The sequence below is a fragment of the Streptomyces sp. NBC_00354 genome, from assembly GCF_036106915.1.
Lineage (GTDB): Bacteria > Actinomycetota > Actinomycetes > Streptomycetales > Streptomycetaceae > Streptomyces.
Genome location: NZ_CP107983.1, coordinates 1,713,127 through 1,737,240, shown reverse-complemented (window position 1 = coordinate 1,737,240; position 24,114 = coordinate 1,713,127). Strand labels below are relative to the sequence as shown.

General features: G+C 73.2%; 22 protein-coding genes and 2 pseudogenes. 11 read left to right on the top strand and 13 right to left on the bottom strand.

Annotation, left to right across the window (positions count from 1 at the left end):
* Window positions 1–57 precede the first annotated feature (57 nt).
* Complete coding sequence (gene fdhD, locus OHT74_RS07985) at window positions 58–894, top strand: formate dehydrogenase accessory sulfurtransferase FdhD (RefSeq protein WP_266661994.1); 837 nt, start codon at window positions 58–60, stop codon at window positions 892–894.
* A 59-nt stretch (window positions 895–953) separates the two neighbouring features.
* On the opposite strand, the gene OHT74_RS07980 is transcribed toward fdhD, so the two are convergent.
* Window positions 954–1,385 carry a (2Fe-2S) ferredoxin domain-containing protein gene (locus tag OHT74_RS07980; protein WP_266661993.1) on the bottom strand — a complete coding sequence of 144 codons (432 nt, stop codon included), beginning with the start codon at window positions 1,383–1,385 and terminating at the stop codon, window positions 954–956.
* Between the two features lie 9 nt (window positions 1,386–1,394).
* Window positions 1,395–2,446 (bottom strand): annotated as a pseudogene (locus OHT74_RS07975) (bile acid:sodium symporter family protein).
* Between the two features lie 157 nt (window positions 2,447–2,603).
* Between OHT74_RS07975 and OHT74_RS07970 the strand changes: the two are divergent.
* Complete coding sequence (locus OHT74_RS07970) at window positions 2,604–3,455, top strand: LysR substrate-binding domain-containing protein (RefSeq protein WP_266672560.1); 852 nt, start codon at window positions 2,604–2,606, stop codon at window positions 3,453–3,455.
* A gap of 368 nt (window positions 3,456–3,823) precedes the next feature.
* Here the strand turns inward: OHT74_RS07970 and OHT74_RS42105 are convergent.
* Both OHT74_RS42105 and OHT74_RS07960 read right to left on the bottom strand, forming a co-directional pair.
* Window positions 3,824–4,543: pseudogene (locus OHT74_RS42105) on the bottom strand (IclR family transcriptional regulator domain-containing protein); the annotation flags it as partial.
* Between the two features lie 794 nt (window positions 4,544–5,337).
* Window positions 5,338–5,859, bottom strand: a complete 522-nt coding sequence (locus OHT74_RS07960; protein WP_328619838.1) for an RNA polymerase sigma factor — start codon at window positions 5,857–5,859, stop codon at window positions 5,338–5,340.
* A 519-nt stretch (window positions 5,860–6,378) separates the two neighbouring features.
* Here OHT74_RS07960 and metG point away from each other — a divergent pair.
* Both metG and OHT74_RS07950 read left to right on the top strand, forming a co-directional pair.
* Window positions 6,379–8,094 carry a methionine--tRNA ligase gene (metG, locus tag OHT74_RS07955; RefSeq protein ID WP_266661990.1) on the top strand — a complete coding sequence of 572 codons (1,716 nt, stop codon included), beginning with the start codon at window positions 6,379–6,381 and terminating at the stop codon, window positions 8,092–8,094.
* A 159-nt stretch (window positions 8,095–8,253) separates the two neighbouring features.
* The gene (locus tag OHT74_RS07950) at window positions 8,254–9,435 is read left to right on the top strand and encodes a glycosyltransferase 87 family protein (protein WP_328619837.1); all 1,182 of its coding nucleotides are present in this window, start codon (window positions 8,254–8,256) and stop codon (window positions 9,433–9,435) included.
* A gap of 54 nt (window positions 9,436–9,489) precedes the next feature.
* Here OHT74_RS07950 and OHT74_RS07945 read toward each other — a convergent pair whose 3' ends face one another.
* Both OHT74_RS07945 and OHT74_RS07940 read right to left on the bottom strand, forming a co-directional pair.
* The gene (locus OHT74_RS07945) at window positions 9,490–10,158 is read right to left on the bottom strand and encodes a response regulator transcription factor (RefSeq protein WP_328619836.1); all 669 of its coding nucleotides are present in this window, start codon (window positions 10,156–10,158) and stop codon (window positions 9,490–9,492) included.
* Window positions 10,146–11,462 (bottom strand): sensor histidine kinase, encoded by a 1,317-nt coding sequence (locus tag OHT74_RS07940; RefSeq protein WP_328619835.1) that lies wholly within the window; start codon window positions 11,460–11,462, stop codon window positions 10,146–10,148. Before OHT74_RS07940 ends, OHT74_RS07945 begins: the two co-directional genes overlap by 13 nt.
* Before the next feature lie 179 nt (window positions 11,463–11,641).
* On the opposite strand from OHT74_RS07940, the gene OHT74_RS07935 reads away from it, so the two are divergent.
* The 3 genes from OHT74_RS07935 (at window position 11,642) to OHT74_RS07925 (ending at window position 13,774) form a co-directional block, all read left to right on the top strand.
* Complete coding sequence (locus OHT74_RS07935; RefSeq protein ID WP_266661986.1) at window positions 11,642–12,061, top strand: DoxX family protein; 420 nt, start codon at window positions 11,642–11,644, stop codon at window positions 12,059–12,061.
* 283 nt (window positions 12,062–12,344) lie between these two features.
* Window positions 12,345–12,944, top strand: coding sequence for a hypothetical protein (locus OHT74_RS07930; protein WP_328619834.1), 600 nt, complete (start codon window positions 12,345–12,347; stop codon window positions 12,942–12,944).
* A 50-nt stretch (window positions 12,945–12,994) separates the two neighbouring features.
* Window positions 12,995–13,774: a bestrophin-like domain gene (locus OHT74_RS07925; RefSeq protein WP_328619833.1), complete on the top strand. Its 780-nt coding sequence runs from the start codon at window positions 12,995–12,997 to the stop codon at window positions 13,772–13,774.
* A gap of 39 nt (window positions 13,775–13,813) precedes the next feature.
* On the opposite strand, the gene OHT74_RS07920 is transcribed toward OHT74_RS07925, so the two are convergent.
* The 3 genes from OHT74_RS07920 to OHT74_RS07910 all read right to left on the bottom strand — a co-directional run bounded on the left by OHT74_RS07920 (window position 13,814) and on the right by OHT74_RS07910 (window position 16,288).
* Window positions 13,814–15,001, bottom strand: coding sequence for an MAB_1171c family putative transporter (locus OHT74_RS07920; protein ID WP_266661982.1), 1,188 nt, complete (start codon window positions 14,999–15,001; stop codon window positions 13,814–13,816).
* Window positions 14,998–15,555 carry a toxin-antitoxin system, toxin component gene (locus tag OHT74_RS07915; protein WP_266661981.1) on the bottom strand — a complete coding sequence of 186 codons (558 nt, stop codon included), beginning with the start codon at window positions 15,553–15,555 and terminating at the stop codon, window positions 14,998–15,000. The genes OHT74_RS07920 and OHT74_RS07915 overlap by 4 nt, the downstream gene beginning before the upstream one ends.
* A 67-nt stretch (window positions 15,556–15,622) precedes the next feature.
* The gene (locus tag OHT74_RS07910; RefSeq protein WP_266634886.1) at window positions 15,623–16,288 is read right to left on the bottom strand and encodes a helix-turn-helix domain-containing protein; all 666 of its coding nucleotides are present in this window, start codon (window positions 16,286–16,288) and stop codon (window positions 15,623–15,625) included.
* Between the two features lie 219 nt (window positions 16,289–16,507).
* Between OHT74_RS07910 and OHT74_RS07905 the strand changes: the two genes are divergently transcribed.
* From OHT74_RS07905 to OHT74_RS07895, 3 genes are all read left to right on the top strand, one after another.
* Window positions 16,508–17,494 carry a helix-turn-helix domain-containing protein gene (locus OHT74_RS07905; RefSeq protein WP_266661979.1) on the top strand — a complete coding sequence of 329 codons (987 nt, stop codon included), beginning with the start codon at window positions 16,508–16,510 and terminating at the stop codon, window positions 17,492–17,494.
* 129 nt (window positions 17,495–17,623) lie between these two features.
* Window positions 17,624–18,979, top strand: coding sequence for a 6-phospho-beta-glucosidase (locus tag OHT74_RS07900; RefSeq protein WP_328619832.1), 1,356 nt, complete (start codon window positions 17,624–17,626; stop codon window positions 18,977–18,979).
* An 84-nt stretch (window positions 18,980–19,063) separates the two neighbouring features.
* Window positions 19,064–21,136: an MDR family MFS transporter gene (locus tag OHT74_RS07895; RefSeq protein ID WP_328619831.1), complete on the top strand. Its 2,073-nt coding sequence runs from the start codon at window positions 19,064–19,066 to the stop codon at window positions 21,134–21,136.
* Window positions 21,137–21,173: 37 nt separating this feature from the next.
* Here the strand turns inward: OHT74_RS07895 and OHT74_RS07890 are convergent, their stop codons facing one another.
* The 4 genes from OHT74_RS07890 to OHT74_RS07875 all read right to left on the bottom strand — a co-directional run bounded on the left by OHT74_RS07890 (window position 21,174) and on the right by OHT74_RS07875 (window position 22,955).
* Window positions 21,174–21,431 (bottom strand): hypothetical protein, encoded by a 258-nt coding sequence (locus tag OHT74_RS07890; protein WP_266661973.1) that lies wholly within the window; start codon window positions 21,429–21,431, stop codon window positions 21,174–21,176.
* Window positions 21,418–21,690: a DUF6400 family protein gene (locus OHT74_RS07885; RefSeq protein WP_266997971.1), complete on the bottom strand. Its 273-nt coding sequence runs from the start codon at window positions 21,688–21,690 to the stop codon at window positions 21,418–21,420. Before OHT74_RS07885 ends, OHT74_RS07890 begins: the two co-directional genes overlap by 14 nt.
* A gap of 102 nt (window positions 21,691–21,792) precedes the next feature.
* Window positions 21,793–22,293 carry a nucleotide triphosphate diphosphatase NUDT15 gene (locus OHT74_RS07880; RefSeq protein WP_328619830.1) on the bottom strand — a complete coding sequence of 167 codons (501 nt, stop codon included), beginning with the start codon at window positions 22,291–22,293 and terminating at the stop codon, window positions 21,793–21,795.
* Window positions 22,290–22,955: a helix-turn-helix domain-containing protein gene (locus OHT74_RS07875; protein ID WP_266661967.1), complete on the bottom strand. Its 666-nt coding sequence runs from the start codon at window positions 22,953–22,955 to the stop codon at window positions 22,290–22,292. The genes OHT74_RS07880 and OHT74_RS07875 overlap by 4 nt, the downstream gene beginning before the upstream one ends.
* 66 nt (window positions 22,956–23,021) lie before the next feature.
* On the opposite strand from OHT74_RS07875, the gene OHT74_RS07870 reads away from it, so the two are divergent.
* Window positions 23,022–24,047 (top strand): NAD(P)/FAD-dependent oxidoreductase, encoded by a 1,026-nt coding sequence (locus OHT74_RS07870; protein ID WP_328619829.1) that lies wholly within the window; start codon window positions 23,022–23,024, stop codon window positions 24,045–24,047.
* Window positions 24,048–24,114: the final 67 nt, after the last annotated feature.

Here is a 24,114-nt window from a genome sequence, read left to right as displayed (position 1 = left end):
GCCCGTCAGCTGCACGACGAGGTGCACGACGAGAACAGAACGGGCGGGCTGATCACCATGGGACGGGTCACCGAGCGCCGTCGTGTCGTCCGGGTGCGGAACGGGGTGAGCGGAGTCCGCCCGGACACGCTGGTCGCCGAGGAGCCGCTGGAGATACGGCTGAGCGGCAAACCGCTCGCCATCACGATGCGCACCCCCGGCGACGATTTCGCGCTGGCGGTGGGCTTCCTGGTGAGCGAGGGCGTGCTCGGCTCCGCATCGGACGTACAGGCCGTGACTTACTGCGAGGGGGCGACGGAGGACGGCTCGAACACCTACAACGTGGTCAACGTGCAGCTCGCGCCCGGGGTGGTGCTGCCGGACATCACGCTCGAACGGAACGTCTACACCACCTCCTCCTGCGGCCTGTGCGGAAAGGCCAGCCTCGACGCGGTGCGCACGGCGACCCGCTTCCCGCTCCGGCGGAGCGCGGCCGAAGACACCGTACGGATTCCCGCGGAGCTCCTGGGCGAGCTGCCGGACCGGCTCCGCGCGGCACAGAAGGTGTTCGACCGCACCGGCGGCCTGCACGCTGCCGGGCTGTTCTCCCCGCAGGGCGAGCTGCTGGACCTGCGGGAGGACGTCGGCCGGCACAACGCCGTCGACAAGATCGTCGGCCGGGCCTTCCAGGCCGGTCTCCTGCCGCTGGCGGGCGCGGTGCTGCTGGTGTCCGGCCGGGCCTCGTTCGAGCTCGCACAGAAGGCGGTGATGGCGGGCATCCCGATCCTGGCCGCCGTCTCGGCGCCGTCCTCGCTGGCCGTGGACCTGGCCCTGGAGTCGGGCCTGACCCTGGTCGGCTTCCTGCGCGGGCAGAACATGAACATCTACGCGGGCGAGGAGCGGATCACCCTGTAGCGGTTCCCCGGGCGCCCCCGCGGTCCGGTCCTTCGGCCTGTGGTCTTCCGGTCCTCCGGTCAGCGGCCCCGGCGGGTGCGCCGCTTCGTTTCCGGCCTGGGCTTGGGCTCGGGCGGGTCGATGCGGTGGAGGTCCAATGTCGCCGGGACGGGGGTGACGCCGGGGCCGCCGGATTCCGCCCACGCGATGACCTCGTCGGTCGCGGTGTCGTCCAGCGCCCAGCCGAACCAGGCCGCTCGGGCGCCCCGGCGGCGCGCTTCGGTGGTGGGCTGGACCACGATGACATTGGCCTGGGCGCACGGCCCGAGGCACTCGCTCGTACGGACGGCCAGCCGGCCCCCCGACGCGGCGGCGGCCTCACGCAGCCGGGCCAGCTGGCCGGCGTGGTCGGAGCCGGGGTTCTTGCGGGGGTCCCCGCAGCAGCAGCCGCGGCAGACCACGAGGGTGCAGGGGCGTTCGGCGTGGGCGGCGAGCGGGCGAATCCAGGTCACCGCCGCACGTTACCGGGCCTGCCGCGCAGGGTGTTGGGGCCCGGGGGAGACCTCCGCCACATGTCCGGCGGGCAGTTCGCCGTCCGCTGCGGCCCCGGCGTCCCGGGCGCGGCGGCGCGCCAGCACCGCACACACCATCAGCTGCATCTGGTGGAACAGCATCAGCGGCAGCACGGCGAGGCTCGCCTGGGCCCCGAACAGCACGCTGGCCATGGGCAGTCCGGCCGCGAGGCTCTTCTTCGACCCGGCGAACTGGATGGCGATCCGGTCCGCCCGGCCGAACCCGAGCCGCTTCGCCCCGTACCAGCTGACCAGGAGCATGACGGCGAGCAGTACGGCCTCCACCGCCAGCAGTGCGGCCAGGCGCGGGACGCTGACCTGGTGCCAGATCCCGGCGGCCATGCCCGCGCTGAAGGCGGCGTAGACGACGAGCAGGATCGAGCCGCGGTCGACGAAGCCGAGGACCGTCTTGTTCCGGACCAGGAAACCGCCGACCCAGGGGCGCAGCACCTGGCCCAGCAGGAAGGGCAGCAGGAGCTGGAGGACGATCTTGACGAGGGAGCCGAGGGAGAACCCGCCCCCGCTGTTGCCGAGCAGACCGGCGGCGAGGAGCGGGTGAGGAAGATGCCGGCGAGGCTGGAGAACGAGCCCGCGCAGATCGCCGCGGGGACGTTGCCGCGGGCGATCGAGGTGAACGCGATCGAGGACTGGATGGTCGAGGGGACCAGGCACAGGAAGAGCAGTCCGCTGTGGAGCGGGGGCGTGAGGAGGGTGGGGACCAGCCCGCGGGCGGCCAGGCCGAGCAGCGGGAAGAGGACGAAGGTGCAGGCCAGCACGGTCAGGTGGAGCCGCCAGTGGCGCAGGCCGTCGAGGGCCTCGCGGGTGGACAGCCGGGCACCGTAGAGGAAGAAGAGCAGGGCCACGGCACCGGTGGCGGCGCCCTCGGCGACGGAGCCCGCCGGCCCGCGGGCGGGCAGCAGCGCGGCGAGGCCGACCGTGCCGAGGAGGGCCAGGACGTACGGGTCCAGGGGCAGCCAGGAAGGTATCTGCGGGCGGCGCATGTACGGGGCTCTCTTGCTGTCGTGGTGGTGGCGGGGCGGGAGCGTGCCCCGTGTGCCTCCTCATCGTGGCGCTCGGCCGGTGATCGGGAAACCTGCACACCGCACTTACTGTCATTGCGGTTCGTGATGGCCGTGGGAGCATGAAGCCATGCCTGCCATGTACGACCCGGTCCAGTTGCGCACGTTCCTCACGGTGGCCCAGACGCTCAGCTTCACCCAGGCCGCCGGCCGGCTCGGCGTCCGGCAGTCCACGGTGAGCCAGCACGTACGGCGGCTGGAGGAGGCGACGGGACGGCAGCTCTTCCTCCGGGACACGCACAGCGTGGAGCTGACGGAGGACGGCGAGGCGCTGCTGGGCTTCGCCCGGACCATCCTGGAGGCGCACGAGCGGGCGGCGGCCTACTTCACCGGGACACGGCTGCGGGGGCGGCTGCGGTTCGGGGCGTCGGAGGACTTCGTGCTGACCCGGCTGCCGGAGATCCTGGAGGGCTTCCGGCACGAGCATCCCGAGGTGGACCTGGAACTGTCGGTCGAACTGTCCGGGACCCTGCACGAACGGCTGGACGCAGGGCGGCTCGACCTCGTCCTGGCGAAGCGGCGCGGCCCGGGGGACGAGCGGGGCCGGCTGGTGTGGCGGGACCGGATGGTGTGGATCGGCGCGGAGGGGCTGCGGGTGGACCCGGACCGGCCCGTACCGCTGATCGTCTTCCCGCCGCCGGGGATCACCCGGGCCCGGGCACTGGAGGTGCTCGAGCGGGACGGGCGGGCGTGGCGGATCGCGTGCACGAGCGGCAGCCTGAGCGGGCTGGTCGCGGCGGCGCGGGCAGGCCTGGGCGTGATGGCGCACACGCGGGGGCTGATCCCGCCGGGGCTGGTCCGGGTGCCGGGGCTGCCTGACCTCGGCTCGGTGGAGTTCGCGCTGCTGCGGGGCGAGCGGAGCTCGCAGGCGGCGGAGGCACTGGCGGCCGCGATCCTCTCGGGCGCAGACCGCCTCACCCGCCCCGCCTGACCGTCCCGGCGGCGGGGCTGGAAGGGGCTGGGTCAGGTGCCCAGGATCAGGAGGCCTTCGGACTGGGGGAGGCTGCCCGGGGTGAGGGGGGCGAAGGTGAGGGGGAGGGCCAGGCGGGGCGGACCGGATTCCGGGCGCGGGTCGAAGAAGTACGCCGCCTCCGCCGCGGTGTCGCTGACCAGGTGGGGACCGGCCGGGGACGGCGTGGCCCGGGTCAGTGGGGTGCGGAAGAGACTGCGGAGGTGGCGGAGGGTCTCCGGAGTGACGTGCGACGGACGGGGGAGGGGGGTGGCCGTCGCGGCCTCCCCGGCGTCCGGGGCCTCTGCGACAGCCGGGGCGGCCGGCGCGTCCGGGGGGATCGCGCCCGACAGGAGCAGCGCCAGGAGCACCGGGACGGCCTTGCGGCGCAGGGCCTCGGTGGCCTCGGGCAGCCGGTGGGCGCGGTTCGCGGGCAGCGACAGCGCGAGGCTCCCGGCGGCGTCGCCGGTCGCGATCGGCACCGCCGAGCACACCACACCCGGTGAGTACTCGCGCAGGTCGAAGACCGGCGCGCCCGGAGCCAGCGCGTCGAGGGCGCTGAACAGCACTCGGCTGTCGGTGATCGTCCGAGGGGTGAACCGGGCCGGCCGGTACCGGGCGACATGGTCGCGGCGGAGGTCGTGGTCGAGCTGGGTCAGCAGGCACTTGCCGACGGCGCTGGCATGCGCCGCGGCCTTGAAGTCCACCCACTCCTGCACCGGCGGCGCCCCCGGCCCGTCGGCCATCTGGGTGATCCTGACCTCCCCCTCGGCATACCGGCTCAGGTACACCGCGGCGCCCGCGCTGTCCCGGGCCAGTGCCAGGGTGCGCTGGAGCTGGCCCGCCAGCCCGCTGCCGCCCGGGGCGGCGAGCCGGTCGAGGGCGGGCCCGCGCGCGTACACGCCCGCGCCCGGCCGGTACGCGTACTCCTCCTCGCACAGCATCGCCAGCAGCGGCCACAGCTCCGCCTCCGCCAGACCGGCCTCCCGCCCCAGCTGGCCGGCCCGTACCCCCAGCGGATGCTTCTCGAGGACCCGTACGACGGCCAGCGCGCGCCGCGCCTGGGCCAGGGCCTCGCTCGTCCCGCCCCGAGCGCGGCCGTCGCGCGCCGCCGACGCCAGCGCGGGATGCCGCAGCGGCCCCGCGCCCAGCCGGGTCCGCTCCGGGGACTGCGCCACCACCGGGGGCGCCGGCCGGAACGCGTCGAGCGCCGAGGGCAGTCCCGGCCTCGGCAGCGGCACCTGGCCCAGATCGGGATCGTCGAGCTGGTCGACGTAACGCAGAACCGTCGCCTGCGCGCACAGCCGCACCTCGCGCAGATCCCGCCGGCCGTTCGGCCGGAAGCCGCGCCGGCCCAGCTCGCGCGCCCAGATCCGCGCGTCGTGGTGCTCCCCTCGCCGCGAGTGGTCGAGGAACAGGCAGTACGCGGCCGGTGCGGTCCGCGCCCGCCCGGAGCCGGCGGCGAACTGCCACCAGAAGCGGGCGCCTTCGCGCAGCCCGGCCAGGTGCAGCAGGCAGCCGAAGACGACCGCCCCGGCCAGATCGGTGTGCCCGCTCTCGACGAAGGCCGTCAGCTGCGCCTCGGCCTTCGGGGTGCACACGGCGGCCAGGCAGACGGCCTTCAGGTCGCGCCGGGCCCGTTCGGAGTCGAGCGGGCAGTCCCGCGCGGGGTCGCTCCACCCGTACGCCCGGCGCCGGGAGGGCGCCGCGGCGGCCTGCCCCCGGGCGGCGCGCAGCAGCCGCGCCTCGGCCGCGCCCAGGTCGTAGTGCGGGTACCGGTCGCGGACCCCGGCCCGGGTCAGGAACTCGGTCAGGGAGCGGCGGGTGGCGTCGCCGCCGCGCTCCTCCTTGCCCTCGCGCCGCCTCATGATTCGGCGGAGGTGTCGAGCAGGCGGGCGAGCCGCCGGTGGGCCTGGCCGAGCTGCGAGCGGACGGTGGCCTCGTCGACGCCCATCACGGAGGCGGCTTCGCCGGGGGTGCACTGGAGCCCGTAGCGCAGCAGCACGGCGTCGCGCTGGCGCTCGGCGAGCCGGGACACGGCGGAGTAGAAGCGGATGGTGTCGGTCAGCACCTCGTACCGGTCGGCGTGGGCATCCTTGAGGGCGGCCTCGAAGGCGCTGATGTCCATCGGTTCGGGCCAGGTGCTGCGCCGCTGCTGCCGGTCGACCAGCCGTTGCTTGAGGATGGTCCAGGCGTAGGCGTCGAGCCGGTCCATGTGGAGCATTCGTAACCACTCGTTCATGATCGAGTCGAAGGTGGCGTCCACCGCGTCCTCGGCAGCCTTGTCGGAGCCCAGCTGCAGGTACGCGAAACGCATGTACGAGGGCCGCCGGTTGGCGTGGAACGCCCAGTACGACAGGCGTGCCGTCGGGTTCCACTGACTCATCGGCGTCGGCCGCCGCCGTCGGCTGGGCAGTCCCACGGCCCCACCGGACTCCTCTGGTCCGCCATCGCTCACCGTTCCACCTCACCTCATCCCCTGTGCGCGGACAGCCTGGCAGTGCGGGCGCACCCGGGGGGCGCAGAAGAGAGACGTCGAGAGATTACGTTCGGTGATGATCGGCGCGTGACCGACTTCGACCGCCCGCGGGCCCAGTCCGCGCATACGCATATGCCGGGGCCAAGCCGGGCCGCCATGCACCGGCGTACGCCGTGTGACCAGCCAGGACGACCCCCGCGGCAGGCCCGCCCGCCGAACCCCGGACGCCGGTCCGCGGTGATCCGGTCCGGCTGTAGCATGGGCCCACTGCGAGGGCCGTGACGGAGAGGTCACGTCCCTCGCTTTTGCGTTATGTCCACCCCGAAGAAATGCGGCGCGTGGCCTTTCGGCGGTTCGATACGATGAACCGCATCACAATCCGTCACGGCACGTTGTCACCGCATAGACGAAATGGAGCATCCGAGGATGGCTCGACACCTGATCACCAGCGCGCTTCCCTACATCAACGGGATCAAGCACCTGGGCAACATGGTCGGGTCGATGCTTCCGGCGGATGTGTACTCCCGGTACCTCCGCCAGCGCGGCCACGACGTCCTCTACATCTGCGCCACCGACGAGCACGGCACCCCCGCCGAACTCGCCGCCAAGGAGGCCGGCGTCTCGGTCGCCGAGTTCTGCGCGCAGGCGCACGACGCCCAGAAGGCGGTCTACGACGGCTTCGAGCTGTCCTTCGACTACTTCGGCCGCAGCTCCTCGCAGCAGAACGCCGAGATCACCCAGCACTTCGCGCGCCGGCTGCAGCAGAACGGCTTCATCGAGGAGCGTGCGATCCGGCAGGTCTACTCGCCGGTCGACGGCCGCTTCCTGCCGGACCGCTACGTCGAGGGCACCTGCCCGCACTGCGGCTACGACAAGGCCCGCGGCGACCAGTGCGAGAACTGCACCCGCGTCCTGGACCCCACGGACCTGATCGAGCCCCGCTCGGCCATCTCCGGCTCCACCGAGCTCGAGGTCCGTGAGACCAAGCACCTCTTCCTCCTCCAGTCCAAGCTCCAGCACGAGGTCGAGGCCTGGGTCGCGGAGCACGAGGAGGAGTGGCCGCAGCTGGCGTCCTCCATCGCCCGCAAGTGGCTGACCGAGGGCCTGCACGACCGCGCGATCACCCGCGACCTCGACTGGGGCGTCCCCGTCCCGGCCGACACGTGGCCCGAACTGGCCGCCGACGGCAAGGTCTTCTACGTCTGGTTCGACGCCCCGATCGAGTACATCGCCTCCACCAAGGAGTGGGCGGACGCCGATCCGGCCACCCGCGACTACAAGTCCTGGTGGTACGAGGCCTCGGACGTGCGCTACACGCAGTTCATGGCCAAGGACAACGTCCCGTTCCACACGGTGATGTTCCCCGCCACCGAGATCGGCACCCGCGAGCCCTGGAAGAAGGTCGACTACGTCAAGGCCTTCAACTGGCTGACGTACTACGGCGGCAAGTTCTCCACCTCGCAGAAGCGCGGCGTCTTCACCGACCAGGCGCTGGAGACCCTCCCGGCCGACTTCTGGCGCTACTTCCTCATCGCCAACGCGCCCGAGTCCGACGACTCGTCCTTCACGTGGGAGCACTTCACCGCCACGGTCAACAAGGACCTCGGCGGCACCCTCGGCAACTTCGTCAACCGCGTGCTGACCTTCTCCCGCAAGAAGTTCGGCGACGAGGTCCCGGCGGGCAGCCCGGCCGGCGAGGTCGAGGCCAAGCTGGGCGAGCAGATCGCCGAGCTGCTGGCCGAGTACGAGGGCCACATGGAGTCCCTCCAGTACCGCAAGGCCGCGGCCGCGCTGCGCGCCCTGTGGTCCGCCGGCAACGCGTACCTCGACGAGAAGGCCCCCTGGCTGGAGGTCAAGACCGACCTGGACGGTGCGGCACTCACGCTGCGCACCGCGATGAACCTGATCCACCTCTACTCGGTGGTCTCGGAGCCGTTCATCCCGGCCTCGGCGCGCGTCATGCGCTCCGCGTTCGCGCTCGCCGACGACACGGCGACGTGGATCACCCCGGAGCAGGCCAGGTCGCTGGACGCGGTCCCGGCGGGCACGCCGTTCACCGTGCCGCCGGTCCTCTTCGCGCGGATCACCGAGGAGGACCTGGAGTCCTACCGCGAGCGCTTCGGCGGCACCGAGGCCGGCTGACCTCCCCCGTCCGAGCCAAGGGGCGCGACCTTCCGGGGTCGCGCCCCTTTGCTGTACCCCCTGCCCGTTACGCGGGCGCGGCGAGGTAGGGGAAACCCGACCCCGAAGTGTCCACCTGGGTGGGCAGACCCGGCCGGGGTGCGCGGCTGGAATGGGCCCATGACCCCTTCCCGTAGTGTCCGTCCCGTCCTTCAGACGACCGGCTGGCTCGTGGCGGCTGCCTGGGCGCTGTCCTTTCCGCTCTTCTCCTCACTGGGGCCGCACCGGCTGTGGGGCTGCTGCGCGGCGGCCGGCTACCTGTGCGCCGCATCGCTCACCGTCCGGCGGCCGAGGGCCGCCGTCGCGGCCGCCCTCGTGGGAGCCGTCGCCGTCCCGCTGCTGTGGCTGGTGCTGACCGGCCAGGGGCAGTCCGAGGTGATGGTCGTGGAACGCTCCGGTCGGCTGCTGCTGGAGACCGGGCGGATGTACGTGGACCAGCCCGCCGGAGTGGACGAGTACACGCCGTACCTGCCGGGCATGGCGGCCCTCGGCATCCCGCACACGGTGCTGGGACGGCTGGGCGACGCCCGGATCTGGTGCGCGGCGGTCCTGTTCGGCGGGATGTGGGCGGGGCGCCGCCTGCTCGGCGGGGCGCGGTCGCCCCTGGTGCCCGTGCTGGTGGCCTCGCCGGTGGTGGCGCTGCCGTTGGCGGTGAGCGGGGTGGACCTGCCGCTGGCCGGGCTGTGCTGCCTGGCGCTGGCAGCGGCTGCGGCGGGGCGGCCGGTCCTGGCAGGGGCGGCCCTCGCCGGGGCGTGCGCGCTGAAGTGGACGGCGCTGCCCGCGGTGGCCGTGGCGGTGGCCCTGCTCGCCGCCTGCCGGGGTGGCCGGGCGGCGGTGCGCTGCGCTGTGACGGCGGCTCTCGGCACGGCCGCGCTGGTGCTGCCGAGCGTGCTGCTCCAGCCGGCGGAGACGGTGCGGCAGGTGTTCGCCTTCCCGACCGGGCGGGCAGAGGTGCCCACCCCGGCGAGCAGCCCGCTGCCGGGACACCTGCTGGCCGAACTGGGCACCTGGGGCTGGTGGCTGACGGTGGCTCTGCTCGCGGTGGGCGGACTGGCAGTCGCGCTCTCGCTGGCGGTGCGGCCGCCGCGCACGCTGGTGGCGGCGGCCGACCGCCTCGCGATCGGCCTCACGCTGGCCTTCCTGCTGGCCCCGGCGGGGCGCTTCGGCTACCTGGCGCTACCGGTGCTGCTGGTGGTCTGGGCGCGCTCGGTGGCCGGCCCCGGGTTCTCCCGCATCGTGGCCGGCTCCGCGGGCCGGGGTGACGTCAGGGGCGGGGCCGAGATGCATTCCTCGGACGCGTAGTTTTCCCGCGGGGGCCGTTTCCCGGCCGGATCCCGGAGGGGTGGGGGAAAGAGGTCAGCCCTCCGCGCCCCGCAGGTGGGCCAGCACCGCCAGGACACGCCGGTTGCCCTCGGTCGGATCGAGGTCCAGCTTCATGAAGATGCTGCTCGCGTGCTTGACGACGGCCGCCTCGGTGACGAACAGCCGGGCTGCCAGGGCTTGGTTGTTGAGGCCCTCGGCCATCAGGGCCAGCACCTCGCGTTCGCGCGGGGTGAGCCGGGCGAGCGGCCGGTCCGCCGCCTGCCGGCCCAGCAGGACCCGGACCACCTCGGGGTCGATGACCGTCTGGCCCCCGGCGACCCGTTCGAGGGCGTCGAGGAACTCCGCCACCTCGCCGACGCGGTCCTTGAGCAGGTAGCCCAGCCCGGCCGGACCGCCCGCCGCCGGGCCGGCGGTGAGCAGCTGGGTCGCGTACGCCGTGGCGACGTACTGCGAGAGCACGAGCACCGGCAACGAGCCGTCCCGGGAGCGCAGTTCGAGGGCGGCGCGCAGGCCCTCGTCGCGGAAGCCGGGCGGCATCCGGACGTCGGTGACGACGGCGTCGGGCCGTTCGGCCCCCACCGCCCGTATCAGTTCCTCGGCGTCGCCGACGGCGGCGACGACGTGGTGGCCGCTACGGGTGAGGAGTTCCGTCAGCCCGGCGCGCAACAGGACGGAGTCCTCCGCGAGGATCAGCCGGAGCACGGCACCTCCACGCGGAGTTCGGTCGGACCGCCCACCGGACTGGACACCACCAGCCTGCCCTGCAACATCGCCACCCTGTCCGCGAGACCCGCCAGGCCCGCTCCCGCGCCGGGATCGGCCCCGCCGCGGCCGTCGTCGGTGACGGAGAGAGTCAGCCGACCCCCGTCGACCTTACCGGCGATCCCGATGTGCGAGGCGCCGCTGTGCTTGGCCGCGTTGGCCAGGGCCTCGGTGACGGTGAAGTACGCCGTGATCTCCACCGGTTCGGGCAGCCGGGGCACGTCCAGGTCGACGGTCACCGGCACCGGATGGCGCAGCGCGACCTCCGCGACGGCCGCCGCGAGCCCGTGGTCGGTGAGCACCTGCGGGTGGATCCCCCGTACGAGGTCCCGCAGTTGCTCCAGCGCCAGCCGTGCTTCACCGCGGCCCCGGGCCACCAGGGCGGCCGCGTCGGCGGCCTGCGGCACCCTGCGCAGCTCCAGCTCGGCGAGCCCGAGGGTCATGCTGAGGGCGACCAGTTGCTGCTGGGCGCCGTCGTGCAGATCCCGCTCGATCCGCCGCCGTTCGGCCTCGAAGGCGTCCACGAGGCGGACCCGGGAGCGGGTCAGCTCCAGCACCCGGGCGTCCTCCTCGCGCGCCCCGAGCAGCAGCCGCGCGGTCTTCACCTGAGCCCCTGCGAGGAGCCCTCCCGCGTACGCGGCCACCACGAGCCCGGCCAGTCCGACGGCGGTACCGGCCAGGGCTTCCAGCGGTCCGGAGACCGGCCTGCCGGGGATCAGCATCACGGTCTCGGGGGCAAGGGCCCACACGATGACCGGGCTCGCCACGAGGATCAGCGAGAAGGCGAGCAGCGTGACGACCCCGAATCCGGCCGCGGCGAACACTGGCCCGACCAGGGCCGCGTACCCGAGCTCCCGCCACGTGGCCCGCTCGCGCAGCCGGGTCCGCAGCCAGGCGGCGGTGCCGGCTCCGGCGAGCGAGATGTGCGGATCCGGAACGGGGACGGGCTCCACCCACCGCAGCCGCCACCGCTCGAACTGCCCGAGCGGTACTGCGCCGGCCACCGCACCGAGCAGCAGGAGCAGCCCGATCCCTGCCACGGCCAGCAGCACCCCCAGCCCGACGAGCAGCGCCAGCGCGAGCAGGACCCCGTACCCGAGGAGGATCCCGCTGCCGAGGTACGCCCAGCAGCGCCACGGCCACCGGGAGGCGAGGAAACGGCCCGGCCGCTTCAGCGCCGCCCAGACGGCGACGGCCGGCTCGGCGGCCTCCTCGGCGGCGGCGGGTTCGGACACGCGGGACATCCGGCCAGCCTAGGCGAGCCCGTACCGGACCCCGAAGGGGTACCTGTCCGGCGGGGCTGCTCCGATCATGGGGCCGGGGGGCGAGCGGGGTGCAGTGGCGGAATAGGCCGGGCCGGTTAATGGTCTTTATGAGAGCACGGGCCGCAAAAAGGGCAACCTGATGCTCTACGGAGGTCATCATGGATGTGCTGGTGCTCATCGGCCGTCTGCTTTTCATCGGCCTCTTCGCCGCTTCCGGGGTGAACCACCTGACCCAGACGAAGGCGATGGCCGGATACGCGGCATCCCGCGGGCTGCCCCTCGCCGTCCCCGCCACCGTCGCCAGCGGGCTGGCCATGCTCGTCGGCGCCGTGAGCGTGGGCGTCGGGCTGTGGGCCGACATCGGGGCGTTGCTGCTGGCCGCGTTCTCCTTCTCGGTGGCCGTCCTGATGCACGGCTTCTGGGCGGAGAAGGACCCGCAGGCCAAGATGATGGAGCAGGTCCAGTTCTTCAAGGACGTGTCGCTGGGCGGCGCGGCCCTGGTCATGTTCGCGTTCTTCGCCTACGCCGGCCACGACCTCGGGCTCATGGTCACCGGCCCGGCGCTGTCCCTCGGCTAAGGGCTGTCCCGTAATCCCCGGCGGATCAGCGCGCGGCGTCGGATGCGGTGCATCGCAAGGCGGAGGAGCGTCCTCATACGGCGTCGTGCGCCCGCCGGGGCTTAGGCGCTGTCGTTCGGCGCGCGCCCTCCTGCCGCCGATGGCCTGAAGTAGCCCATCCGTCGGGGATCTTGACGCGTCTGCAGCGTATCGAAGCGCTCCCGTGATCGTTTCTTCAGCCGGAACCCTCACAACCGTCCCCCCGCTACCGCCGGGGGCGGCCGACGGAACGGGAGGACGCGCGGTGACCGCTTGGCAGTACTTCGCCGGAGCAGGCCTGGTGGCGGCGCTCTGCCCGCTGCAGGGCCATGTGGCGGTCGCGGACGACGGCACGGGACCCGTTCCCGGCCAGGGTCAGGGCCACGGCCACGGGGCCCGGCTCGACGTCTGCGTGCCGACCGGGCAGCCGCGGCCGCCCGCCGCCACGCCCCCTGCCGCCACACCCCCCGCGGTCCGGCCTCCGGTACGGGCCGTCCTGCCCGGCGCCGAGCGGCCGACCGTCCATCACCCCGGGCGGGGCCCCGCGCCGGCGGTCGCCGTACCCGAGCCGCCGCAGCCGCCCCGGCCGACGGCGAAGGCGAGGGCCGCGGAGCCGGAGCCTGCGCCGCCCGCGCCGAGTCCCGGGGCGGTGGCGGAGCCGGCGCCGGGCGAAGCGCCGGCCCCGCCCCGGCCCGCAGCCGCGGCCGCGCCCGTGAGCGCCTTCCACGTGCGTCCGTACCACTCGATCGCCCTGGAGCGGCGCGGCCCGGGCGGTATGTCCACCGTCATGCTCATGGTCGTCGTCACCACCCCGGCCGTGCTCGCCGCCGCCGCGCTGCGGCCGCGTTCCAAGAGCCGCGGCTGACCCCGCCGCGCCCTGCACCCACCCACCGATCCACCTACGGGAGAACCCTCGTGTCCGAATGGCTGGTCCTGGCCGTCGCCATGGCGCTCGTCTGCGCCCTCGTCCTCGCCTGCACCGCGCTCCGGCACCGCCGGGTCGCGGAGGACGAGGACACCAGCGAAACCCCCGACGTCATCGAGTACATGACGATGATGGTGGGCGTGGTCTACGCGATCGTGCTCGGCCTGGCCATCGCCGGCGTCTGGGAGGCGCGCGGCGCCGCCGAGGACAGTGTGCGCCGCGAGGCCCAGTCGCTGTACGAGGTCACCCAGCGCGCCGACGTCTACCCGGCCCCCGTCCGCGACCGGATCCGTGGCGAGGTGGACGCGTACGTCTCCCACACCGTCGCCGTGGACTGGCCGCTGCTGACCGCGGGCCAGGGCGCGTCCCCGCAGGGCGCCGAGCTGCTCGGCAAGCTGCGCAGCGACGTCACCCACCAGAACCCGACGAGCGAGCTGCAGGCGCAGGCCTACCAGCCGCTGCTGGACCACATCGCGGCCGCCGACGACGCGCGCCACTCGCGCATGCAGGCCGACGAGTCGACCCTGCCGAGCGTGGTGTGGTTCGGGCTGCTGGTCGGCGGGCTGGTCACGGTGGGGCTGATCTTCACCCTGCAGATCCGCCGGTCCGGGCGGGAGCTGCTGCTGGCCGGGCTGTTCAGCGCGCTGATCGTGTTCCTGCTGTTCATGGTGTGGAGCTTCGACGCACCCTACGGCCGGGAGGGAATCGATTCCGCGGGCCCGTTCCAGGACCTGTTCCCGAAGGTGGCGCTGGCCGCGGCCGAGCGCTGACGCCCTGAGGCCGCCGGAGCGGGGCGCGAGCGGGCCGGCTCAGGCCGGCCCGCTCCCCGTCAGCGTGACCCGCCGTCGTACGGCGGCCACCACCGGCGAATGCCGCAGCGCGTGGGAGATCCGTACGAGGTCGCGCGCGCTGCCGAGGGTGTCGAGGACGCTCTCCTCGCTGGCTCCGATGACCGCGCCTTCCGGGTCCGCCGAGCGGGCCTGGACGGCGGCCGCGACCATCGCCGCGTCGGCGACGGCGCGTGCCGTCTCGTCCTCCGCCCCGTCCGCGAGGGCCCGCGCGTACGCCTCGTCGCGGCGGCCCAGGTCGAAGTACGGGCCGAGGTGCAGGAATCCGTCGTGGATGTCCGACTCGCGCTGGATCACCCGCAGTTCGGCCGGGGCCCACCAGGACATCTGCACGCAGGGCGTGCCGACGGGCGCGCCGATCTGGACCTCGTGCCACAGCGCGCCGAGCCGCCGGTACGTCGTCCAGGTCTGCCAGCTGTCGGACAGCCGCTGGCACAGCAGGGGCAGTACGAAGCCGATCGCACTGATCAGCGCGCCGACGGAGGCGAGCGGCGGGGCGATGAAGGTGCTCAGGCCGTCGAGGTCGTGGCCCGCCCAGCGGGCGACGACGGCGGAGATCTTGGTGGCGTCGTAGCTGAGGTTGAAGATGTAGCCCGAGACGATGATCATCAGGCCGATCCGCAGCCAGCCGTGCACCTGGAGGGACCAGCGCCAGCACATGGCCACCATCACGACGGCCGCCACCAGGTGCGCCGTCAGGTAGAGGGCGATCATCTGCTGGATGTACGGGGTGTTGGCGTAGTAGGTGTCGAAGTCGCGCAGCCGCTCGACCGGGGCCTCACCGAGCAGGAAGAGCACCACCAGCACCACGACGACCGCGGTGTATCCGAGGATCCAGCGGCGCGAGATGCGCCGGGTCACTTCGGGCGGGCCGCCGCGCCAGTTCACGATCAGTACCAGGCAGGCGGCGCTGAACAGGGTGATCAGGCAGTAGACGAGCGGTGCGGAGAAGTTGGTGACGCCGGTCCAGCGGTTGACCGCCTCGATGGTGGGCGGAGCGGCGAAGGTGAACACCGATCCGGCCAGGATCAGCAGGGCACAGACCGACCGCAGCAGCGGGTCGCGCCAGTTGTTCCGTAGCGCCGGCAGCTTGAAGGCGAGTGAGACCGCCAGGGCGGCTGCCGGTATGTAGTAGTCCTGGCCGTTCAACGGTCGTTCCTGTGCCCCCGGTATCCGAGCGAGGCCTCGATGCGGCCCGCCAACTGGTCACGCTGTGCGGGCGCCCGGTGGCTCGCGGAACCGGCGAGCCAGGTCCGGCAGCGGCTGCCCAGCAGTAAACCGAACGTCTCCGCCTCGGTCTCCTCCGAGACGTCGGCGCGCGTGCGCGCGGCGACGCGTCGGACGGTCTCCCCGAGATCGGCCTCGTCGCTCAGCAGCCGGGCGGCGACGGCGGCTCCGTCGACGTGGTGGCTGCAGTGGCCGGCCTTCATGTGCCACAGCTCGTGGCCCAGGATGACCAGCTGGTGGTCCGGTGCGGTGCGCTCCTCGATGACCACCAGATCGCGGTCCGCCATGTCGAGCCACAGGCCGCTGGCCGTCCCCGGCGGGAACGAGGCCATCCGGAAGTCCACCCGGCGGCCGCGGTGCTTGCTCATGCCCTCGCAGAGGGCGGCGTAGAGGTCCACGGGTTCCACGGGCGCGGTCAGCCGGAGCCCGGCCACCAGTTCGCTGCACAACCGGCGCTGCTCTCTGCCTATGCTCACCGTTCTCCCCGTCGGCGCGGATCCGGATCAGGACTCAAGGATCAGACCCAGACTCTCGACTGGGTCATCATTCATTCGGTTTGACGCTTTCGAGAAGCATGTCCAGCCATTCGGTCACCTTGTCCCGGTGCTTGTCGCTGGGCAGTTGGGCGGCGCGCCAGGCGATGCCCCGGACACCGTGGTTCTGGAGGAGTCTTGCCAGCGGATCGCCGGTCGAAGCCGCCGGGGCGGGTACGGTTTCGCGCGTGCGGCCCGCGAAGTCCTGGAGCAGCTGCTGCTCGGTCCGCTGGAGCGCGTCGGTGAGGGCTTCCGCGTCGTGCGCGGTGAGGAAACCGGCGTGGACGCCGAAGAACCGCTGGATCGCGTCGCAGTGCTCCATGGTGGGCCTGCGGTCGCCGTTGATCAGGGCGCCGGCCTGCTGGCGCGACATGCCGGCGCCGTCCGCGATCTCCTGCTGCGTGTAGCGGCGCCCGTTGGGCTTCAGCCGGGTGCGCCGGAGCAGGTCGAGACGCTGGAGGAAGCGCGTCTGCAGACAGGGCTCGACGGCGGGCCGGCCGTCCAGCAGGGACCTGACCACGTCGGCGGGGACGCCGGAGGCCTCTGAGAGGCGGCGCAGGTCGAAGACCTTGTTCAGGTCGCGGCCCATCTTGCCCGCGAGTTCGGCGACGCGCGTGACGGTGGCTGCCAGGGGCGCGTTGGCCACCGCGACGGGAGCCGGGAAGCCGTCTGTCACCAGTGGTTCTCCTAGATCGCGGCGGGGTCGGTACGGGCACAAGGTCGGCTTTTGGAATCTAGCCGAGGAGCCGCCACAGGGCCAGAACTTGCCACAGCTGTGGCGGGAATGAGCTGTCAAGAGGCTGGAATTGCCACGATAGTTGACACTCGAATGAAGTCGGTAGCAGGATCGCCACAGGTAATTGAAGATCCAGACCGTGAAGAGGGGGAGCTCTCGGTGCCACATCTCGCAGCGGTGGGCCCGTCCGATGGCCTCGCCCGAGCCGGTGAGGAGCGCCTGGCGGGCGAGGAGTCCGCACGCGGCGCAGTGCGGTCGGAGCGACGCAAGGAGATTTTGCGCCAGCGGCGCGAGGAGCTCGGCCTGAGCCAGGAAGACCTCGCCGCCCGGCTCCGTATCAGCGTCCGCGCCTACGGGAACTGGGAGCGCGGCCTGGTCAAGGAGTGGACGGACCGCAAACTGCTCGCCCTGGCCGAGGCCTTGGAGATGAGCGAGCGGCAGTGCTTCTGGCTCTTCCGCGTCATGGTCGACCGGGACCCCCCGCCGACCTGGCGGGCGGCCGAGGAGAGCCGGCTGCCCCAGGACCCCGCCCAGCGCGACTACCTGTGCGACTATGCGGCACTCATGGAGGCCGTGCCCTACCCGAGCTTCCTGGTGGACCACCGCTGGGACGTGGCGCTCACCAACTCGGCGTTCGACAAGCTCTTCCAGTCGGTGCGCCCCCACCCGACCGCCCTGCCCGACGACAACTTCCTGCGCTTCGTGCTGTTCCACCCGGACGCCGCAGCCGTGCTGGAGGACCACGAACCGGCCTGGTGCGTCCCGCTGCTGGCCCAGTTCGCGAACGCGCTCGCCGCCGCCCCGGAGGACGAGGGCCTGAGCAGCATCCGCCAGGAGGTGGCCCGCGACCCGTTCATGGAGGCGGCCTACCGCTACGGGGTGCCGCACTGGCTGAGCACCCACGGGGCCGACGCCGCCGAGCGCGACGGGGCCGTGCGGACCGTCCGCCACTGGGACCCGCGCTGGGGGCACGTACGCTGCCGGCTGGTGGCCGAATCCAGCCGCATGCTCGACGGGATGGGCCTCACCCGGATCACCATGGTCCTGTCGACGCCGCAGGGCGCGGCGACGGGTCCGGTCCCCGGCGCCGCCGCCCCGCTCCACCTGGGACCCCGGCTGCGCGCCGTCCCGTCGCTGGAGGACTGAGCGACCGGGCCCCCGCCGCGCCGCCCGGCAGGGGACACTGGAGCCCTCCATCATGTGTCGATCACGTGCCACGGAGCGGATGCCACGGATCGTGGCACCGATCGTGGCACGGGCGAAGGGCGGTAGGGCGTGCGGCTGACCATCCTCGGCGGGGGCGGATTCCGGGTACCGCTCGTCTACGGTGCACTGCTCGGCGACCATGCCGAGGGCCGTGTCACCCAGGTGACGCTGTACGACGAGGACCCCGCCCGGCTCGGCGCCATGGCCCGGGTGCTCGCCGACCAGGCGACCGCCTCCGGAGCGCCCGACGCCCCGGCCGTCACCGCCACCGGGGATCTCGACGAGGCCCTGCGCGGGTCCGACTTCGTCTTCTCCGCCATCCGCGTCGGCGCCCTCGAGGGGCGCGCCGCGGACGAGCGGGTCGCCCTGGCCGAGGGCGTGCTGGGCCAGGAGACGGTCGGCGCGGGCGGGATCGCGTACGGCCTGCGGACGGTTCCGGTCGCCCGGGAGATCGCCCGCAGGGTCGCCTGTACCGCCCCCGAGGCCTGGGTCATCAACTTCACCAACCCGGCGGGGCTCGTCACCGAGGCCATGGCCGAGGAGCTCGGCGACCGGGTGATCGGGATCTGCGACTCCCCGGTGGGACTCGGCCGGCGCGTCGCCCGGCTGCTCGGCGCCCGCCCGGAGGAGGCCTGGATCGACTACGTCGGCCTCAACCATCTGGGCTGGCTCCGCGGGCTGCGCATCGGCGGCCGTGACGAACTGCCCCGGCTGCTGGCCGACACCGAAGCGCTGGAGTCCTTCGAGGAGGGCCGGCTGTTCGGGGCCGAGTGGCTGCGCTCGCTCGGCGCGATCCCCAACGAGTACCTGCACTACTACTACTTCAACCGTGACACCGTACGGGCGTACACGGAGGCCGAGCAGACCCGCGGCGCGTTCCTGCGCGACCAGCAGCGCGGCTTCTATGCCGAGGCGGGCCGCACGGACAGGCCGGCCGGGGCGGCGCTGGCCGCCTGGGACCGGACCCGGGCCGAGCGGGAGGCCACGTACATGGCCGCGAACCGCGAGGCGGCGGGCGTCGGCGAGCGCGACGAGAGCGATCTGGAGTCCGGCGGGTACGAGAAGGTCGCGCTCGCGCTGATGCGGGCCATCGCCCGGGACGAGCGGGCCACGCTGATCCTCAACGTCCGCAACCGCTCGACCCTGTCCGTGCTCGACGCGCAGGCGGTCATCGAGGTGCCCTGCCTGGTCGACGCGAACGGCGCGCACCCGGTGGCCGTGGACCCGCTGCCGCTGCACGCGGTGGGCCTGGTGACCTCGGTCAAGGCGGTCGAGCGGGAGGTCCTCGCGGCCGCCGCGAGCGGCTCCCGGGCCGACGCCGTCAAGGCCTTCGCGCTGCACCCGCTGGTGGACTCGGTCGGGGTGGCCCGGCGGCTCCTGGACGGCTACGCGGCCGAGCACCCGGGGCTGGCCTACCTGCGCTGATCCCCCGCCGGGAAGCCCGGCGGAGGTCCCTCGTACGGCCCAGTGCGCATGCGGCGGGGTGGGGGCGCTGTGAGAGTGCGAGATGTGACGACTGCCCCCGCCGAAGCCTCCGCCGCAGCCGCGGCGCCTCCTGAGCTCGACCGGCGGCGGCGCAATGTCGTCTTCGGCACGATCATGCTGGGCGTGCTGCTCGCGGCCCTCGACCAGACGATCGTCGGGACCGCCCTGCCCACGATCGTGGCGGATCTCGGCGGCGGGGACCACATGTCGTGGGTGGTGACCTCCTACCTGCTCGCGGAGACCGTCGCGACGGTGCTGGTGGGAAAATTCGGCGACCTCTTCGGCCGGAAACTGATCTTCCAGATCTCGGCGATCGTCTTCATCACCGGCTCGTTCCTGTGCGGCCTGGCGAGCAACATGTCGCTGCTCATCCTGTGGCGGGGGGTCCAGGGCGTCGGCGCCGGCGGCCTGATGGTCACCTCCATGGCCCTGATCGCCGACGTGGTCCCCTTGCGCGAACGCGGCAAGTACCAGGGCGCGATCGGCGCCGTCTTCGGGGTCGCGACCGTCATCGGGCCCCTGCTCGGCGGCCTGTTCACCGACCACCTGACCTGGCGCTGGGCGTTCTACGTGAACGTCCCGATCGCGATCCTGGTGGTGATCGCGGCGGCCCGGACGATCCCCTCGGTCCGGGCCGCCGGGGGGACCCGTATCGACTACCTGGGCATCGCCCTGGTCGCGGTGGGCTCCAGTGCCCTGATCCTGGCCACCAGCTGGGGCGGGAACGAGTACGCCTGGGGCTCCGCGACGATCATCGGGCTCTTCGTGCTCGGCGTGCTGGCCCTGGCCCTGTTCTGCCTGGTCGAGACGCGGGCGGCGGAACCGATGCTGCCGATGCGGCTGTTCCGCAACCCGGTCTTCACGGTCTGCTCGGTGCTCAGCTTCGTGGTCGGCTTCGCCATGCTCGGCGCGATGACGTTCCTGCCGACGTACCTGCAGTTCGTGGACGGGGATTCCGCCACGGTCTCGGGCGTACGGACCCTGCCGCTGGTGATCGGCCTGCTGATCGCATCCGTCTTCAGCGGCAACGTCACCAGCAAGACCGGGCGGTACCGGATCTTCCCCATCGTGGGCTGCCTGGTGATGGGGATCGGGCTGTACCTGCTGTCCCGCATGGGTCCGGAGACCGGCGCCTGGCTGGAATCGCTGTACATGTTCGTGCTCGGTGCCGGGATCGGCCTGTGCATGCAGGTCCTCACGATCGCCGTGCAGAACACCGTGGACTACGCCGACCTCGGCACCGCCACGTCAGGCGTCACGTTCTTCCGTACGCTCGGCAGCTCGTTCGGCACCGCCGTCTTCGGCACTATCTACGCCAACACCCTGGGCCCTGCGCTGGACAAGGCGGTCGCGGAGGCCGCCCGGGCCACCGGCGGCGATCCGGCGCAGCTGGCCGAGGCGGCCCAGAGCCCCAGGGGCGTCCACGGGCTCGACCCGGCGGCGGCCGGGCCGATCGTCGAGGCGTACGCGCAGACGCTGCACACGGTGTTCCTGTGGACCGTGCCGGTGGCCGGGATCGGCTTCGTCGTCGCGCTCTTCCTCAAACAGGTCCCGCTGCGCGACACCGCCCGCGCGGCGTCGACGGACATGGGCGACGGCTTCGCCTCACCGGTCACGGCCTCCGGCAACTCGGCCAAGCTGCTGGAGCTGGCGGTCGGCACGCTCGTGCGGAACATGGGGCCGGAGACGGCGCGGGCGATCGTGAACGCCTCGGACACCCGGCTGGACGTGGCGGGCGCATGGGCGGTGATGCAGGTGGAGCTCATGACCCGCACCGTCGGGCACGCCAGCCTCGGACTCGTCGCCTCGCGCCGCTCCCTGCCCCCGGAGGTCCTGCTGCCCGTCTTCGACCGGATGATCGAGGAGGGCTACCTGACCCACGAGGGCACCTTCTTCACCCTCACGGCGGCGGGGGAGCGGGAGGCGGCGACCATCTCGAAGGCATGGGGCGACTGGCTCGGCGACCAGCTGGAAAAGGACCGCGGCCGCCCGCGGAGCGAGGAACTCCGGGCGGCGGCCGACGCGATCGCGAAGCGGCTGCTGGCGGAGGACCTGCGCGAGGGCCACTTCGCGCAGAAGGCCCCGGCGGGGGTGTGATCCGGCGTCGCGCCCGGCAGCCGGGTGAACGCCCCGGTCAGAGCCCGGTGCGGCCGCTGGTGATGCGGTTCCACAGGGAACGGGTCGCGCCGAAACCGCTCTCGTGCACCCAGACGTGCGTGCAGGACGGGCACTGCAGGTGCAGCAGGCTGCCGGTGTTGGACAGCAGGTAGCGCCAGTGCTCGGAGCACGTGCGCTGCTGCTCGCACGGATCGCACCCGCGACTGTCGTTGCAGCTCGGACAGGTGACCCACGCGCGGCGCCCGATGTCCGCCTGCGGGTCAAGCGGCAGCACGGCCGCCCCCGCGCGAGGGCAGCACGCCGGCCGCGACCAGGTCGTCGTACACGCGCTGCTGCTCCTCGTCGAGGCCGGAGTACAGCAGGTCGTACGCCGCCTCCTCGCCGCGCAGTACCTCGATCGGGTCCCAGTCGGAGCCGAGGGCTTCCATGACCTGGGCCCGGCGGAGCACCTCCTGCGCGGTGAGGTCGACGGTGAAGTCGACCAGCGCCGGGGTGCCCGGGCCGGTGGGGGGTGTGGGGTGGTGTGGGGCCATACGTCTGAACTTAGGTATGCCTTCTTTCCTGTGGCAAGAGGGGGTGGGAGATGTCACAGGAGGTCGGCGGCCCCTGCGGGCGGGTCCCACGCCGCCGGACCCTTATGCCGCCGGGCCCTGTGCCGTCGGGTAGTCGTAGGACGGGACGGGCGGCAGGGTGGGCCCGAGCTCGGGGCGCCACGTGCGCAGGACCCCCGTCGAGGGGGCGTACAGGGCATCCGGGATCCCGTCCGGGGCGAACCACTGCCAGCGCAGGATCTTGTGCGGCTCCGTGACCCGGGGGGTGCCCTCGGCGGAGGTGGTGACGGCCCCCGCGGTCAGGCGGGTCACCCCGGCCTTCGGGGAGAGCTGGACGGTCAGGATCCGGACGTCCTCGGGAGCCACCCGCAGATCGGTCTCCTCGGCCAGTTCCCGGGCCGCGGCCTGCTCGAAGCTCTCCCCGGGGTCGACCTTCCCGCCGGGCAGCTCCCAGCGGCCGTCGTGCGCCTGCCCGAGGAGCACCCGGCCCTCGGCGTCGGCCACGACCAGCCCGACGCCGACGACGGCGTTGGGCTGCGGGACGGCCCGGGCGGGGCGTTCGGGCCGGTCGTTCGGCGTCGTCATCGCTGTGCTCCGCTTTCCTGCTTCGGTGGGGTGGTGGGTCTGGCGCGTACGTGGATCCGCTCGCCCTGCGGTCCGAAGAGGCTGAGGAACTCGGCGGGCTGCGGACCCGCATTGAAGAAGGCGTGCGGGGTGCGGGTGTCGAACTCGGCGGCCTCCCCGGCGCCGAGTACGAGGTCGTGCTCGCCGAGCAGCAGCCGGACCTGCCCCGAGAGCACGTACAGCCACTCGTAGCCCTCGTGGACCTGCAGCTCCGGGTCGACCGGCGGCCCGTCCAGGGGCGGCAGGATCTGCTTGAACGCGTGCACCCCGCCGAAATTGCGGCTGAGCGGCACGTACGTGCAGCCGTGCCGGACGAACGGCCGCGGGCGGATCCGCGGATCGCCCGTCTCCGGCGCGCCGACCAGCTCGTCCAGCGCCACGCGGTGCGCCTTGGCCAGCGGAAGCAGCAGCTCCAGCGTCGGCCGGCGCTGCCCGGACTCCAGCCGGGAGAGGGTGGAGAGCGAGATCCCGGTGGCCTCGGCGAGCTGGGCGAGGGTGCTCCCGCGCTGCAGGCGCAGGGCGCGCAGCCGTGGCCCGACGGCGGTCAGCACGTCCGCGAGTTCCTCGTCGTCCTGCTGCCGCTGGTCGTCCCGCTGCCGTTGCGGCTGCTCCTCGGTGGCCATGGCTCCATTTGCCGGTTCGGCAAGAGTATTTGTCAAGCGGGCGCCTGCGGCCACACCCTCACCGGTATGGACAACGCAACGGACGGCATCGGCATCGGCGACGACAGCGACATGCAGGCGGGCTTCTTCGACGTGGTGGTCGTGGGCGGCGGGACCGCCGGACTCGCCGGGGCGCTGACCCTGGCCCGGGCCCGCCGGTCGGTACTCGTACTCGACTCCGGCAGCCCACGCAACGCCCCCGCCGCCCACCTGCACGGGTACCTGGGCCGGGACGGGGCGAGCCCGGCGGAGCTGCTGGCCGTGGGGCGGGCGGAGGTCGCCGGGTACGGGGGCGGGATCCGGTCCGGGGCGGCCGGCACCGCGATCGCGGCCGACCGGCTGCCCGGGGGCGGCTTCCTGGTCCGGTGCGCCGACGGGTCGGCGGTCAGGGCCGGCCGGCTGCTGATCGCCACCGGCCTGGCGGACGAGCTGCCGGAGATTGCGGGGCTCCGGGAGCGCTGGGGGCGGGACGTGCTGCACTGCCCGTACTGCCACGGCTGGGAGGTCCGCGACGAGCCGATTGCGGTGCTGGCCACCGGCCCGGTCGCCGTGCACCAGGCGCAGATGTGGCGGAACTGGAGCCAACGGGTCACCTTGCTGTCCCACACCTGGCCGCTCAGCGGCGAGGACCGGGAGCTGCTGGCCGCCCTCGGCATCGCGGTGGCGGAGGGCGAGGTGACCGGCCTCGACGTCGTCGACGGCCGGCTGGCCGGGGTGGCCCTGGCCGGCGGAGGCGCCGTGGCGTGCACGGCCCTCGTGGTGGGGCCGCGGTTCACCGCCCGCGCCGGGGTGGCGGCGAGCCTGGGACTGCCCGTCGCCGGCGTGGAGCGGGCCGGGGTGGCGATCGGCACCTGCCTGGAAGCGGATCCGGCGACGGGGGCCACCGCGCTGCGGGGCGTCTGGGCGGCCGGGAACGTGGCCGGCCCGATGGAGCAGCTGGCCGGCGCGGCCGCGGCCGGGGTGCGTGCGGCCGTGGCGATCAACACCGACCTGATCGAGGAGGAGACCCGGCAGGCCCTCGAGGCCCACCGCTCGGGCAGGAACGTGGGCTGAGCGGTCTCGGGGGAGTGGGGCACGCCTCCACCGAGACCGCTTAGGCGTAGCGCATCGGACAGGTGTG